At 70.3% G+C, this 14,428-nt stretch carries 13 protein-coding genes; 7 read left to right on the forward strand and 6 right to left on the reverse strand.

Going from position 1 to position 14,428, the window contains the following annotated elements; translation table 11 throughout:
- Positions 1-70: 70 nt before the first annotated feature.
- Positions 71-703, reverse strand: a complete 633-nt coding sequence (locus IFT79_RS02905; protein WP_056043037.1) for a LysE/ArgO family amino acid transporter — start codon at positions 701-703, stop codon at positions 71-73.
- Positions 704-772: 69 nt separating this feature from the next.
- Here IFT79_RS02905 and IFT79_RS02910 point away from each other — a divergent pair, with 69 nt between their 5' ends.
- A complete protein-coding gene (locus IFT79_RS02910) occupies positions 773-1,723 on the forward strand; it encodes a LysR family transcriptional regulator ArgP (protein WP_192122864.1) in 951 nt (316 codons plus the stop codon).
- Between the two features lie 178 nt (positions 1,724-1,901).
- On the opposite strand, the gene IFT79_RS02915 is transcribed toward IFT79_RS02910, so the two are convergent.
- Positions 1,902-4,112 carry an NADP-dependent isocitrate dehydrogenase gene (locus IFT79_RS02915; protein WP_192122865.1) on the reverse strand — a complete coding sequence of 737 codons (2,211 nt, stop codon included), beginning with the start codon at positions 4,110-4,112 and terminating at the stop codon, positions 1,902-1,904.
- A 364-nt stretch (positions 4,113-4,476) separates the two neighbouring features.
- Here IFT79_RS02915 and IFT79_RS02920 point away from each other — a divergent pair, with 364 nt between their 5' ends.
- From IFT79_RS02920 to IFT79_RS02930, 3 genes are all read left to right on the forward strand, one after another.
- A complete protein-coding gene (locus IFT79_RS02920) occupies positions 4,477-4,905 on the forward strand; it encodes a hypothetical protein (protein ID WP_192122866.1) in 429 nt (142 codons plus the stop codon).
- Between the two features lie 432 nt (positions 4,906-5,337).
- Entirely contained in the window at positions 5,338-6,225 is an 888-nt protein-coding gene (locus IFT79_RS02925; RefSeq protein WP_267659679.1) for an ATP-binding cassette domain-containing protein, read from the forward strand.
- The gene (locus IFT79_RS02930) at positions 6,222-6,959 is read left to right on the forward strand and encodes a hypothetical protein (protein WP_192122868.1); all 738 of its coding nucleotides are present in this window, start codon (positions 6,222-6,224) and stop codon (positions 6,957-6,959) included. Before IFT79_RS02925 ends, IFT79_RS02930 begins: the two co-directional genes overlap by 4 nt.
- A gap of 217 nt (positions 6,960-7,176) precedes the next feature.
- On the opposite strand, the gene IFT79_RS02935 is transcribed toward IFT79_RS02930, so the two are convergent.
- Complete coding sequence (locus IFT79_RS02935; RefSeq protein WP_342211752.1) at positions 7,177-7,866, reverse strand: GNAT family N-acetyltransferase; 690 nt, start codon at positions 7,864-7,866, stop codon at positions 7,177-7,179.
- A 92-nt stretch (positions 7,867-7,958) separates the two neighbouring features.
- Here IFT79_RS02935 and IFT79_RS02940 point away from each other — a divergent pair, with 92 nt between their 5' ends.
- The 3 genes from IFT79_RS02940 (at position 7,959) to IFT79_RS02950 (ending at position 10,833) form a co-directional block, all read left to right on the forward strand.
- Positions 7,959-8,621: a TetR family transcriptional regulator gene (locus tag IFT79_RS02940; RefSeq protein WP_192122869.1), complete on the forward strand. Its 663-nt coding sequence runs from the start codon at positions 7,959-7,961 to the stop codon at positions 8,619-8,621.
- A 106-nt stretch (positions 8,622-8,727) separates the two neighbouring features.
- Entirely contained in the window at positions 8,728-9,270 is a 543-nt protein-coding gene (locus tag IFT79_RS02945; protein WP_199859377.1) for a GNAT family N-acetyltransferase, read from the forward strand.
- A gap of 207 nt (positions 9,271-9,477) precedes the next feature.
- Complete coding sequence (locus IFT79_RS02950) at positions 9,478-10,833, forward strand: APC family permease (RefSeq protein WP_192122870.1); 1,356 nt, start codon at positions 9,478-9,480, stop codon at positions 10,831-10,833.
- A gap of 97 nt (positions 10,834-10,930) precedes the next feature.
- On the opposite strand, the gene IFT79_RS02955 is transcribed toward IFT79_RS02950, so the two are convergent.
- The 3 genes from IFT79_RS02955 to IFT79_RS02965 all read right to left on the reverse strand — a co-directional run bounded on the left by IFT79_RS02955 (position 10,931) and on the right by IFT79_RS02965 (position 14,251).
- Positions 10,931-12,259, reverse strand: a complete 1,329-nt coding sequence (locus IFT79_RS02955) for an ABC transporter substrate-binding protein (protein ID WP_056043054.1) — start codon at positions 12,257-12,259, stop codon at positions 10,931-10,933.
- Positions 12,260-12,395: 136 nt separating this feature from the next.
- The gene (locus IFT79_RS02960) at positions 12,396-13,229 is read right to left on the reverse strand and encodes a carbohydrate ABC transporter permease (RefSeq protein ID WP_056044474.1); all 834 of its coding nucleotides are present in this window, start codon (positions 13,227-13,229) and stop codon (positions 12,396-12,398) included.
- An 89-nt stretch (positions 13,230-13,318) separates the two neighbouring features.
- Positions 13,319-14,251, reverse strand: a complete 933-nt coding sequence (locus IFT79_RS02965) for a carbohydrate ABC transporter permease (protein ID WP_056043057.1) — start codon at positions 14,249-14,251, stop codon at positions 13,319-13,321.
- Positions 14,252-14,428: the final 177 nt, after the last annotated feature.

Consider the following 14,428-nt stretch of genomic DNA (forward strand, 5'->3'; position numbering starts at 1 on the left):
GACGTCACGACGTGCCGCTCACCAGCGGAACCGAGCGGCCCGTCCCGACCCCTCGAGGGGCGGCCGGCCGTCAGAGCCCGAACAGCAGCCGCAGCCCGAGGGCGACCATCACGACGGCGATCACCGCGTCGAGCACCCGCCACGCGACCGGCTTCGCGAACAGGGGACGCAGGAGGCGCGCGCCGAACCCCAGCGCCGAGAACCACACGAGACTGCCCGTGACGGCCCCGCCCGCGAACCACCACCGCAGCTCGGGCGGCTGGTGGTTCGCCACCGAGCCGAGGAACACGATCGTGTCGAGGTAGGTGTGCGGGTTCAGCCAGGTGAAGGCGAGGGCGCCCAGGACGGCCGGGACGACCCGGGCGGGCGGCGCTCCGGCCTCGACCGTGAGCGCGCCGACGGGCCGGATCGCGCGCTTCGCGGCGAAGGCGCCGTAGACCAGCAAAAACCCTGCCCCGACGATCTGCACGACGACGACCGCCTGCGGCGCGGCCTCGACGAGCGCGCCGACCCCGGCCACCCCGGCACTGATCAGCACGGCGTCGCTCACCGCGCAGACCACGACGACCGGCACGACGACGCGGGTCACGGCCTGGAGCCCGACGCGCAGCACGTAGGCGTTCTGGGCACCGATGGCGACGATCAGGGCGAGGCTCGTGCCGAAACCGAAGAGGGCGGCGGGCAGCACGGTCGCGAAGGTCATGGCGACACGCTAGGCGCGCACCAGGCCATCACGCCAACTCATGTTCGTGATGCTGCATAAGCTCGACTCATGGCCCGTTTCGCGCTCGACCAGCTCGACACCCTCCGCACCGTCGTCGACGAAGGCACGTTCGAGGCGGCGGCGAGACGCCTGCACGTCACGCAGTCCGCGGTGTCGCAGCGCATCAAGCAGCTCGAACGAGCGGCCGGGCAGGTGCTGCTGCGACGCACGACACCGGTCACCACGACCGAGGCCGGTGACGTGGTGCTGCGTCATGCCCGCCAGGTTGACCTGCTCACGTCGGACGCGCTGGCCCGGCTCGGCGCCGGCCGACCCGACGGAGGGGACGACGGTGACGACCCCGTCCCCACCACCCTCCCCATCGCCGTCAACGCCGACTCGACGGCGACCTGGTTCCTCGACGCGCTGGCCGCCGTCCCGCCCACGGTGCCCGTGGTGTTCGACCTGCGCCGGGCCGACCAACAGCACACGGCCGAGCTGTTGCGATCGGGGGACGTGCTCGCCGCCGTCACCGCGACCCGGGAGCCCGTGCAGGGCTGCAGCTCGGAGCCGCTCGGCGTCATGCGCTACCGCGCGGTCGCCAGTCCGGGGTTCGTCGAACGGTGGCTGGGCGCCCGACTGAGCGCAGGGGGAACCGCCGAGCGCAGGGGCCTCCACCACGGACGGCTCGATCGTGCCCCGATGGTGGTCTTCGACCGCGCCGACGACCTGCAGCACGACTTCGCGCGTCGGCTCACCGGTCACGAGCCGCTCGCGCCCCGGCACCACGTGCCCGCCTCGGCCGACTTCGCCCGGGCCGTCGTGCTCGGCCTCGGCTGGGGCATGCTGCCCGAGGCGCAGGCCGGCCCCGAACTCGACGCCGGCCGTCTGGTCGAACTGGCCGCCGGCGACCCGGTCGACGTGCCGCTCTTCTGGCAGCGCTGGACCCTCGCCTCGCCCCTCCTCGAGGCCGTCACCGACGCCGTCCGCGCCACCGCCCGCCACGCCCTGCATCCCTGACGCCCTGTCTCGCCGGTCGAGTGGTGGGGAATCGTCCTTCGCGCGCCCCCGAAGGACGATTCGCGACCAGTCGACGACCGGCCAGACGAGGGCCCGACCCGACGGACGACGGGAGGCGCGGTGCCGACCGGCACCGCGCCTCCTGTTCTCGAGCGACCTGCGCCCGGCGACCGACGACCTACAGCGTCGCGAGCGCCTCGTTCAGCGTGCGCGACGGGCGCATCACGGCTTCGGTCTTCGCGGCGTCGGGGTGGTAGTAGCCCCCGATGTCGACGGCCGTGCCCTGGGGCTCGATCAGTTCGGCGACGATCGCCTCTTCGGCCCCGCCGAGGGTGGCGGCCAGCCCGGCGAAGGCGGCGGCCAGTTCGGCGTCGTCGGTCTGGGCGGCGAGCTCGTCGGCCCAGTACTTCGCCAGGTAGAAGTGGCTGCCGCGGTTGTCGATCGAGCCGAGCTTGCGGCCGGGCGACTTGTTCTCGTCGAGGAAGGTGCCGGTGGCGCGGTCGAGCGTGTCCGCGAGGATCTGCGCCCGCGCGTTGTCCGTCGACGTCGCGAGGTGCTCGAAGCTGACCGCGAGGGCGAGGAACTCGCCCAGGCTGTCCCAGCGCAGGTAGTCCTGCTCGACGAGCTGCGAGACGTGCTTCGGGGCCGAACCGCCGGCACCCGTCTCGAACAGGCCGCCGCCGTTGATCAACGGCACGACCGAGAGCATCTTGGCCGAGGTGCCGAGCTCCATGATCGGGAACAGGTCGGTCAGGTAGTCGCGCAACACGTTGCCGGTGACCGAGATGGTGTCGTCGCCACGGCGGATGCGCTCGAGCGAGAACGCCATCGCGTCGACGGGCGAGAGGATCTCGATCTGCAGCCCCTCGGTGTCGTGTTCGGCGAGGTACGTGCGGACGAGCCCGATCAGGGTCGCGTCGTGGGCACGGGTCTCGTCGAGCCAGAAGACCGCCGGGGTCTGGCTGGCGCGGGCCCGCGTGACGGCGAGCTTGACCCAGTCGCGGATCGGGACGTCCTTCGTCTGGCAGGCGCGCCAGATGTCGCCCGTGGCGACCTCGTGCTCGATGAGCGTCTCGCCCGCCTGGTTCACGACGCGGACGGTGCCGTCGCCGGGCACCTCGAAGGTCTTGTCGTGCGAGCCGTACTCTTCGGCGGCCTGCGCCATCAGGCCGACGTTCGGCACCGAGCCCATGGTCGCGGGGTCGAAGGCGCCGTTCGCACGGCAGTCGTCGAGCACGGCCTGGTAGATGCCGGCGTAGCTCGAGTCGGGGATGACGGCGAGGGTGTCGTGCTCGTCGCCGTCGGGGCCCCACATGTGGCCCGACGTACGGATCATCGCGGGCATCGACGCGTCGACGATGACGTCGCTCGGCACGTGGAGGTTGGTGACGCCCTTGTCGGAGTCGACCATGGCGAGGTCGGGCCCGTCGGCGATCCCCTGGTCGAAGGCGGCCTTGATCTCGTCGCCGTTCGGCAGTGCCGCGAGGCCCTGCAGGATGCCGTTGAGACCGTTGGCGGGGTCGAGCCCGGCAGCCTGCAGGTCGGCACCGTACTGCTCGAAGACGCGGGGGAAGAAGGCGCGGATCACGTGACCGAAGAGGATCGGGTCGCTGATCTTCATCATCGTGGCCTTGAGGTGGACCGAGAACAGGACGCCCTCGGCCTCGGCCCGGGCGATCTGTGCGGCGAGGAACTCGTGCAGCGCGGCGACGTGCAGCACGGTGCCGTCGACGACCTCGCCGGCCAGCACGGGGATCGACTCGCGCAGCACGCGGGTCTCGCCGTCGGCGCCGACGAACTCGATGCGCAGGGTGTCGTCGGCCGGGATGACGACCGTCTTCTCGTTCGAACGGAAGTCGTCGACGCCCATGGTCGCGACGTTCGTCTTCGAGTCGGCCGTCCAGGCGCCCATGCGGTGCGGGTGCTTGCGGGCGTAGTTCTTGACCGAGAACGGAGCACGACGGTCGCTGTTGCCCTCGCGCAGCACGGGGTTGACCGCGCTGCCCTTGACCTTGTCGTACCGGGCCTTGACGTCGCGCTCGGCGTCGGTCGAGGGCGAGTCGGGGTAGTCGGGAAGGTCGTAGCCCTGCGACCGGAGTTCGGCCACGGCGGCCTTGAGCTGCGGCATCGAGGCCGAGATGTTCGGAAGCTTGATGATGTTGGCCTCGGGCGTCTTCGCCAGGGCCCCCAGCTCGGCGAGGGCGTCGCCCTGGCGCTGCTCGTCGGTGAGGCGCTCGGGGAACTGGCTGATGATGCGGGCCGCCAGCGAGATGTCGCGGGTCTCGACGTCGACCCCCGCGGTCTTGGCGTACGTCTGGATGATGGGCAGGAACGAGTAGGTCGCCAGCATGGGCGCCTCGTCGGTCAGCGTGTAGATGATCTTCGCCATGCGGCAGGTGCTCCCTCGTTGTCGGGCATGCGTGTGCTCGGTGGTGCTGCCTCTACGCTACCGCGCAGAAGTCTCTCGACATGAAGATACATGCCCGGTCTGGACGGCCCGCCCACGCGGCTCAGGTCGTCCGTGTCGCCGGGCGGGTTCAGCGAGCACGCACCCGCACACGAGCCTGACGGCGATCAGGCACGGAGTTTCCACAGGAACATCTTCCCCTTGCATCCGCAATGGCAAAGACGACATATTGGTGACGCGGGTGGGCACGAGGCCCACCCGCGTCGGAGCCGGACGGTTGCACCCGAACCGGCCCCATCCCGAGGTCCCGAGAGGCGGGGCCTCGAGAAGCAGAACGGATGAACACATGGACAAGAACCGCTGGACCGTCTGGCACAAAGCAGTCGCTGTCGCCGTCCTAGTCTCCCCCGGCATTCTGGGAGTCAGCACGAGCGCCACGGCTGCCACACCGTCAGCTGCGACTGCGACTGCGACTGCGACCGAGGCGGCGACACGAGCCTCCATCGCGACGATCTCGATGACGGCGTCGTCGCCTGCAGGGGTCTCCGAGCAATCCCCCGTCTCGACTCCGTCCGGGGAACGGGAGAGCCGCAACAGGTTCACGAACCTCCTCAACGCTCTCAAGAAGATTCCGTCGCTCTTCACAGCCGTCGTGAACGGTGCGAAGAAGGCCTACTCCACGTTCGTGTCGACCGTGTGGCCTGCCGTGACGCGAGCGCTGGGGGCCATCGCGAATCTGCTGACGGCTTGGGAACTCTGGAACTACTTCCACTGATCATCTCCGGGGACGGGGCCCTCGGGCCCCGCCCCCGTCTCCGCACATCACGAAAGAAGAAGTCCTGTTGCCTGCTCAGTACGAGTCAACGAAAGCCACCCGCGCCCGGGTCACTGTTTTGTCCGCTCTGGCCGTCTCGCTCTCGGTGCTGACCTGCTTCGCGATGACGGAGCACTGGCCCATGCCATTCATCCCGCTGGCCGCTGGCGTCTGGTTCCTCAGCCTGGCGGCCCGTCGATCACCCAGAGCACCGCAACCGATCGCGGCATTCCTCATCATGTGCGTGTGCGCCATCACGTCTGTCCTCCTCGCCGCTCGCGCGTGAACGCCTTCGTCCGCGAAAGCGCGGCCGTCTCGGTCCGCAACCTGAGCAAAACCTACGGGCGACGGGTCGTCATCGACGACGTGAGCTTCGAAGCCGGAGCGGGCCGGGTGACGGCTCTGCTCGGGCCGAACGGGGCAGGCAAATCGACGACGCTTCGGGCAATGCTCGGGCTGGTCCGCCCGACGAGCGGCACCACGCTCTTCGACGGCCTCCCCTTCGCCGAGATCGATCGACCGGGTCGCATCGTCGGTGTCCTGCTCGACGCGAGCGCGGGCCACGGTGGGCGCACCGTCCATGAGACAGCTCGCCTCTCGGCACTGGCGATCGGCGTCTCGTCGCATCGTGTCGACGCGTGTCTCGGTCTCGTCGGCTTGTCGAGCGTGGGCGCCCGTCGGGTCGGCTCGCTGAGTCTCGGCATGCGTCAGCGCCTCGGCCTCGCCGTCGCCTTGCTGGGCGAGCCGACGACGCTGATCCTCGATGAGCCGGGCAACGGCCTCGACCCCGAGGGACTCCGCTGGTTGAACGACTTCGTCGTCGCTTTCGCCCGGTGCGGTGGCGGCGTCCTGCTGTCGAGCCACCACCTCGGCGACATCGAGACGATCGCTGACGATGTCGTCATCCTCGACCGAGGCCGCGTCGTCCACGCCGGCCCGGCGCGAGCCGCCAGCCTGACGAACGTCGCCTTCGCCAGCACGGATGATGACCGGCTTGCTCGAGCCCTCGTCGACGACGAGGTGACGGTCGGCCGCGGGCGGGACGGCACGACGCGCCTCACCGCGACGACCACCGCCGATCATGTCGGACGCCTCTCGGTGACCCTGGGCATTCCGCTGACCCATCTGTCCGAGTCGCGTCCGTCACTCGAGTCGTTCTTTCTCGACCAGACCTCGGGCGAACATGCAGCCCGCCCGTCCATGGCACAGGGGCCACCGAGGGGGACGTCACCGCTCGAGCCCGTTCACACGTCCACGTCCACTCCGAAAGGGACCCCATGACCCCGTGGCCCGTCCTCGTGCACATCGAGGTCATGAAGGCGACCGACACCCGGGCTGCCCGAGGGCTCTTCGCCGCCATCGCCCTTCTCGGCGTCGGCGCGGTCGCTTTGTCCCAGGCCTCCGACGCGTCGCTGGAAACCTTCGTGAGCGGCGTCGGCATCCCGCTCACAGTGCTGCTTCCCGTCGTGGCCGTGCTCGCGGTCACGGGCGACTGGAACGGGCGGTCCGCCCTCGCGACGTTCTCGCAGACGCCGCAGCGCCTCCTCGTCCTCACAGCACGTCTCGTCGCCATCGTCGGGCTCGTCCTGGGCGTCGCCCTCGTCACGGCCGCCGCTGCAGCACTCGCGTTCGTGGTTCTGCATGCCGACCTGCTGGCGACCACCGACTGGTGGGCAGTGACGGCGGCTGCCTGCGGAGTCGTCGCCCTCGCGGTCGCAGCGGCCCTGACCGGCACGGCCGTCGGATCGCTGCTGCTGAACACACCCCTGGCCATCGTCGTCACCATGCTGCTGCCGCTCACCTACGACATCACTGCGGCGCTCCTCGTCCCGACCGCGGCCCCGTGGATCTCCACGCTCGCATTCGCGGCCTGGCTCGCCCAGCCGCACCTGAGCTGGGCGGACGGCCCCGGCGACATCCCGGGCGCCGGGCAGGCCCTCACCTCCCTGCTGCTCTGGGTGGCGCTGCCCCTCGGGCTCGGCTGGTGGCGGCAACTGCGTCGCGACGTGTCATGAGGCCCGCCCAGAAGTCACGACATGCCGCTCACGCGTAAGAAGCGAGCTGTATCTCCTGAATTCTCGACCGACGACTCGGGCGCAGGTGGCGACAGCCGTGATGCATGGCACGGCCTCGTCCAGCATCCGGGGTCGCACACGAGGTTCCGGCAGGCGCGACCCGCACCTTCCGGGCCGGATGCGAGGCCCGCGGTGAGCGCGACGCGAACCACCGCGATCAGGACGGCGTCGGGGTCGCCACCGTGCCCGATCGCTCGGAGGTCGAGCCTGGCCATGTCGTCGCCGGGCGCCACATCGCCGCGGGCGTCGCGCCCGGGAGCCCGCGGATCGGCCCCAGCTCGATGAAGCCCAGGCGCCGGTAGAGCGCCCGGTTCCGCTCGGTCGACGACTCGAGGTAGGCGGCGGCGCCCGTCTCGTCGATCGCCGTGAGGCGGTGCTCGATCAACGAGGTGCCCACGCCGAGCCCCCGGGCCGCGTCGCCGACCGCGATCTCGCCGAGGTACCAGTGCGGCAGCCGTGGGCGGGGTGCCGCCAGGGTCGCCTGGTGGCGGGCCGCCGGCACGAGCCCGCCGAGCCCGAGCGCGCGTAGGTACCGCGGCAGCTGCCCGAGCTCCGCGAACGACACCGGCAGGCGCAGCGACGACGACGGTCGGGTGCGCGGCGCCTCCCAGACGGCCGCCCCCACGACGTCCCGACCGGCGTCCGCCACGGCCACGTCGACCGTGCGACGGCCCGCCGGGATCGACCGCATCATCGCGGAGAAGAGGTCGACCAGACGGGCATGCCGCCGTCGCCCGCGCGGGACGAACCCGAGCATGACGGGATCGTCGCGGAACCCCTCGGCGAGCACGGCGGCGGCCGCGTCCAGCTGGTCCGGGCGGGCGGCGGTGATGGTCACGTCGGGCACGATGTCTCCTCGAATGATTCGTCATATCTGACGGATTCGTCAGTCGTGACAGAATGTAGCCAGACATCCCGCCCGACACGTGAGAGGCCGCTGTGAAACCGGACGACGAGGAGGCGCGGGTCGCCCCCTCGAGGACGTCCCGCCGCACGCGCGACACGCGTCGCAAGTTGATCGAGGCCGGCGTCGTCCTCTTGCGGCGGGCCGACTACGCCGCCGTCCCCGTCGCCGAGATCACGCAGCTGGCCGATGTCGGCCTCGGCACGTTCTACAACCACTTCGCCGGCAAGGACGCGTTGTTCGATGAGGCCGTGCAGAGCGTGCTCGACGCGCAGACCGAGCGCATGGCGACGCTCGGGCGCGCGGACGACTCCCCCGTGACGACCGCGGCGATCGCGATGCACGTGGTCCTCGGGCTGGCCGAGAGCGACCCGGCCGTGGCCGTGGTCGTCGCGCGCAACGGCCTGCGCCTGCTCGACGCCGAGACCGCGCTGGTGCCGCAGGCACGGGCTCTCGTGCAGGCCGGGCAGGCGGCGGGCTCCTTCGCCGAGCTCGACGTCGACCTGGCGCTGTCCCTGGTCGGCGGCAGCCTCCTCGGCGGGCTGCACACCTGGTGGTCGACCCCCGAACTCGTCACCCCCGCGTGGACGGTCGAGCTGGTCGCCCGCGTGCTCGTGGCCCTCGGGTGCGACCTCGGGGACGCTCGCCGCGCCTCCTCGTCCGGTCTCGACCGGGTGACCGGGCGCGACGCGGGCTGACGCACCGAGCCGCACCGCCCCGAGCCGCACCGCACCGGGGCACACCGGGCCGCCCCGCACCGCACCGGGCCGAGCCACACCTCGCCTGATCGGCGAAGATGGTCCGGTGACCACTCCGGCGCCCGCGACGAGCATCGAACCCCGTCCCTACGACCACCCCGACGTGCAGCAACTCGTCGAAGGACTGCAAGAGCTGTACGTCGAGATCTACGGCGGGCGCGACGACAGCCCGATCGACCGCTCCGAGTTCGAGCTGCCGAGGGGCACGTTCGCCGTGGCCTACGAGGCCGGCGAGCCCGTGGCGCTCGGCGCCTGGCGCCTGCTGCCCGACGGACGGGCCGAGCTGAAGCGGATGTACGTGCGGCCCGACCGACGCGGGCACGGCCTGTCGCGGCTCGTGCTGAACTGGCTCGAACGGTCGGCCGCACACGCCGGCGTCACCGAGATGGTGATCGAGACCAACGTGGCCCACGACACCGCGATCCGCCTCTACGAGTCGGCCGGCTACGGGCCGATCGCGGCCTACGGCCACTACGCGGACGACGAGGGCACGGTGTCGCTCGGCCGCTCCCTGGACGGCGCCCCGACGCACGGGGCCGGGCTCGCCGAGGCGGCCGGGCCGTCGGACGGCGCCCGCCCCACCGACTGAGCGGGCCGCAACACCCGACGGGGTCGGCCCGCAACACCCGACCGGGTCGCCCCGACACGGCGACCCGGCCGACCACGTCGGCCAGCTCATGACCCACGAGGTGACCGTTCGTCAACCCCCGGCCGGCACTCGGCCCCCGACGGCTCGGTCGTGGTTCGTTCGTCGGCGAGGCCTGCGCACCCCGCCCGGCCCGGCCGAGGAGGACCCATGGCCGAGCCGGCGACCCGCGACGTCCCGCAGCCCCCGACCGGAGGCCCGGCCGTCGGGCAGTCCAAGCTCAAGCAGGCGATCACGGGCCCGCTGCTCTACCTCTTCATCCTCGGCGACGTGCTCGGGGCCGGGATCTACGCCCTGATGGGAACCCTGTCGGCCGAGGTCGGTGGGGCGCTCTGGGCCCCGCTCGTGCTCGCCCTGCTCCTGGCGCTGCTGACCGCGGGTTCGTACGCCGAGCTCGTCACCAAGTACCCCAAGGCAGGAGGGGCGGCGATCTTCGCCGAGAGGGCGTTCCGTCGGCCACTGGTCTCCTTCCTGGTCGGCTTCAGCATGCTGGCGGCCGGCGTGACGAGTGCGGCGGGCCTCTCGCTGGCCTTCGCCGGCGACTACCTCGGCACCTTCGTCGACCTGCCCCCGGTGCCGACCGCCATCGCGTTCCTGGCACTCGTCGCCCTGCTCAACGCCCGGGGCATCAGCGAGTCGTTGCGGGGCAACGTGGTCATGACCGTCGTCGAGGTGAGCGGCCTCGTCATCGTGATCTTGGTCGTGGCCGTGATGCTCGGCGGCGGGGGCGGAGACGTCTCGCGCGTCGGGGAGTTCCCCGTCGACGCGAACCCCGCCCTGGCCACGCTCGGTGCGGCGATCATCGCGTACTACTCGTTCGTCGGCTTCGAGACGAGTGCGAACATCGCCGAGGAGGTGCGCGAACCGAGTCGGGTCTACCCTCGCGCCCTGTTCGGCGCGTTGGCGACGGCGGGCGTGGTCTACGTGCTCGTCGGGCTCGCGAGCGCCGTGGCGTTGCCGCCGACCGAGCTCGCGGACTCGACCGGTCCCCTGCTGGCGGTCGTCGCCGCGACCGGCGTCGGCGTGCCCACCTGGGTGTTCAGCCTCATCGCCCTCGTGGCCGTCGCCAACGGAGCGCTGCTGACGATGATCATGGCGAGCCGCGTGACCTTCGGCATGGCCGAGCAGGGGCTGTTGCCCCGCTCGCTCGGTGCGGTCCTGCCCCGGCGGAAGACGCCCTGGGCCGCGATCGCGGTCACCACGGCCGTCGCCATGGCGTTGACCACCGTCGGCGACATCAGCGTCCTCGCCGAGACGGTCGTCCTGTTGCTGCTGTTCGTGTTCATCAGCACGAACGTGGCCGTGCTGGTGCTGCGTCGCGACCGGGTCGACCACGCGCACTTCCGCGTCTGGACGGCCGTGCCGGTGGCCGGCGTCGCGTCCTGCCTGCTGCTGATGTCGCAGCAGAGCGGGCAGGTCTGGCTGTTCGGGGCGATCCTGCTCGCGGCGGGCACCGTGCTGTACCTCGTCGCGCGGGCGAGGAACCGGGCCACCGCGGGGCGCTGAGGCGCCGCGGCCGGACACCGGCCGGCGCGATACCGGCCGGAGACGCAGAGGAGGCGCGGTGCCGGGATCACCGACACCGCGCCTCCTCGGGTCATCGCTACTCGACGGTGATCGACTGGGCCTTCATCGCGGCCACGGTCTTCTCCTGGCCCGACTCCAAGGCGTCGAGGAGGGTGCCGTCACCCGAGGCGGCCGCCCCGAAGCCGTCCGAGATGTCGCTGTAGGTCTGCGTCATCGTCGGTCCCCACGTGAAGGGCTGGATGTTCTCGGCGGCCTTCGCGAAGTCCTCGTAGATGGCCTGGTCGCCGTAGAACTCGACGCCCGAGGTCAGGGCCGGCAGGTCGGCGCCGGTCGTGGAGGCCGGGTACAGGTTGGCCTCCTTGTTCAGCGCCTCGAGCGACTCGGTCGAGGTGTTCAGCCACACCAGGAACTTCGACGCCTCGGCGGGGTGCTCGCTGCCCTTGAAGACGACGTTCGACGATCCGCCCCAGGCGGCCGACGCGGACTCGCCGTCCTTCCACTGCGGCATGGGCGCGACGGCCCACTTGCCCGACGTGTCGGGGGCGCCGCTCGAGATGGTGTTCGCACCCCAGACGGCCGAGACCCAGGTCCAGTCCTGGTCGGTGTTGTACGCGTTGTTCCACTCGTCGGTGAAGCTCGGCAGGGTCGTGACGAGGTCCTTCGAGATGAGGTCCTGCCAGTAGTCGGCGACCTTGGTCGAGGCCTCGTCGCCCATGTCGACCTTCCAGGTACCGTCCGCGGTGTCGAACCACTGGCCACCGGCCTGCGACACCAGACCGGCGAACTGGTTCACGTCGCCCTTGGCGAAGTTGGTGATGCTGCCGCCCATCTCCTTGATCGTCACGGCGTCCTCGGCGTACTGCTCCCACGTGGTGGGGACGTCGAGGCCGGCCTGCTCGAAGAGGTCCTTGCGGTAGTACAGCGCCATGGGACCGGAGTCCTGCGGGATCGCGTAGACGGAGTCGTCCTCGCCGAAGGTGACCTGGTTCCAGAGGCCGTCGGAGTAGTCGGCCTTCGCGGCGGAGACGCCCTCGCACGAGGCGATGTTCGCCAGTCCGTCCTGCACGCGGAAGGCGGGCAGGGTGTCGTACTCGACCTGACCGATGTCGGGGGCGTTGCCGGCCTGCAGCTGGTTGAAGAAGTTCTGGTAGGTGCCGCTGTTGCCGTTCGGCACGATCGAGACCTTGACCTGGATGTCGGGGTTCTCCTCGTTCCAGAGGGCGACGACCTTGTCCATGTTCGGCACCCAGGTCGTGAAGTTCAGGGTGACCTTGCCGGAGGACGCCTCGCACGAGGCGGAGTCGCCGGAGGCGCCGTCCGAGCCGCTGCCGGAGCTGCAACCGGCGAGGGCCATGGTCGAGACCACGGCGGCCGCCGCGATCGTGAGTACTCGGGATGTCTTCATCTGGTGTCCAATCGGGGTGCGGAGCCGGAGGGGCCGGCCACGGGAGGGAACGACGTCGTTGCCTTGCGGAGAGGAGGTGCGGGTCGGTGGATCAGGACGGGAGCGGCTGGTCGGGACGGCCGGGGCCGCGGACCGGCTACTTGAGGCCGCCGGACCCCAGGCCGCTGCGCCAGAAGCGCTGCAGGCTGAGGAAGGCGACGAGCAGGGGGATGATCGAGACCAGCGCGCCGACGAGCACCAGGGTGCGCAGTTCGGGGTACTGGCTCACGTTTGAGTTCCAGGTGTAGAGGCCGAGGGTCACCGGGAAGAGCTCCTGGGACCGCAGCATCACCAGCGGCAGGAAGAAGTTGTTCCAGATCGCGACGAACTGGAACAGGAACACCGTCACGAGGGCGGGCGACATCAGCCGGATCGCCACGGTGAAGAACGTGCGCAGTTCGCTCGAACCGTCGATGCGGGCGGCCTCGACGATCTCGTCGGGGACGCTCGACGCGGCGTAGATGCGGCTGAGGTACACGCCGAACGGGCTCACGATGCTGGGCAGGAAGACCGCCCAGAAGGTGTCGGTCAGTTCGACCTTGCTGAAGATCAGGAACAGCGGCAGCGCCAGGGCCGTCGCCGGCACGAGCACGCCACCCAGGAAGATGTTGAACAGCGCCTCCCGACCCCAGAAGCGGTACTTGGCCAGGGCGTAGCCGCACATCGCCGACAGGATCGTGCCGAGCGCGCCGGCGACCGTCGCGTAGACGATGCTGTTGAGCATCCACCGCGGGAAGATGCCGTCGTTGTACGTGAACAGCCGGCCGACGTTGCCGACGAAGTCCTGCGCCGACGTCGGCGAGAACCACAGGGCGGCACTCGAGTTGAAGTTGTCGAGCGTCTTGGTCGACGACACCAGCAGCCAGAAGATCGGCACGAGGAAGTAGAGCGTGAAGGCGCCCATGATGACCATGGCGGCCGTTCGCGACATCACGCTCTCGCGGGGCCCCCCGCCGCGTCGGCGAGCAGGGGTCGTCGCGTCGTCGAACGACTGGGCAGGACGGATGGGGGCGTCGACGGTCACTGGTCGGCCTTCCGCTGGGTCAACCGGAGGAACCCGATCGAGAGGATGAACGTGGCGACCGCGAGGACGACGCTGAACGCCGCCGCGAGGTTGAAGTTGGGCACCGAGGATGTCGAGTAGACGAGCATGTTCGGCGTGAAGGTCGACGAGATGGTCGACGTGAACTGGCGGAAGACCAGCGGTTCGGTCAGCAGCTGCAGGGTGCCGATGACCGAGAAGACGGCGGTCAGCACGATCGCGGGGACGACCAGCGGGATCTTGATCGACACGGCGATGCGCCACTGCGAGGCCCCGTCGAGGCGGGCCGCCTCGTAGATCTCGGTGGGGATCGCGAGGAGCGACGAGTAGATGATCAGCATGTTGTAGCCGACGAACACCCAGGTGACGACGTTGGCCACGGCCCAGAGCACCGTGCCGCCGTCGAGGAGGCCGGCCCGCGACGTGACGGCCGAGAACGGCGAGAGGCTCGGCGAGTAGAGGTAGCCCCACATGATCGCCGCGATGACGCCGGGCACGGCGTAGGGCGCGAAGAACGCGAGGCGGAAGAACCGCTTGCCGCGCAGCAGGGGCGAGTCGAGCAGCAGCGCGAAGAGCAGGGCGAGCAGCAGCATCACGGGGACCTGGACGACGCCGAAGAGCAGCACCCGGCCGATGGACGACCAGAACTCGGTGTTCTGGAAGACCAATGCGTACTGCGAGAGGCCGCCGAAGACCTGGGTCGGGGCACCGAACGTGCCCTCGCGTTCGACCTTCTGCAGCGACTGGAAGACGGCGTAGAGGATGGGCGTCAGGTAGAACGCCGCGAAGAGCGCCGCGAAGGGGACGATGAAGATCGCGATCGCCTTGCGGTACCGGAACGGCTTCCGCGGTCTCGTCGGACGCGGGGACGGCGGGGCGACGACGGCGGGCTCGGCAGCAGTCTGGGTCACACGGGGCCTCGGCTTCTTCGGCGGGTGTCCTTCACGAACGGCCGGAGGCCCTTCGACGGCGAAGGTTCACAGGGTTTCTGTGATCGTTCCCAGAGGATGACCCGAAGGATCGGGTGGCATTTTCTGGGAACGTTCACAGAGCTAAGCCCACGGTCGCCGGTTTGTCAAAGCGGAGGG

This window comes from Frigoribacterium sp. CFBP 8759 (assembly GCF_014841655.1).
Classification (GTDB): Bacteria; Actinomycetota; Actinomycetes; order Actinomycetales; family Microbacteriaceae; genus Frigoribacterium.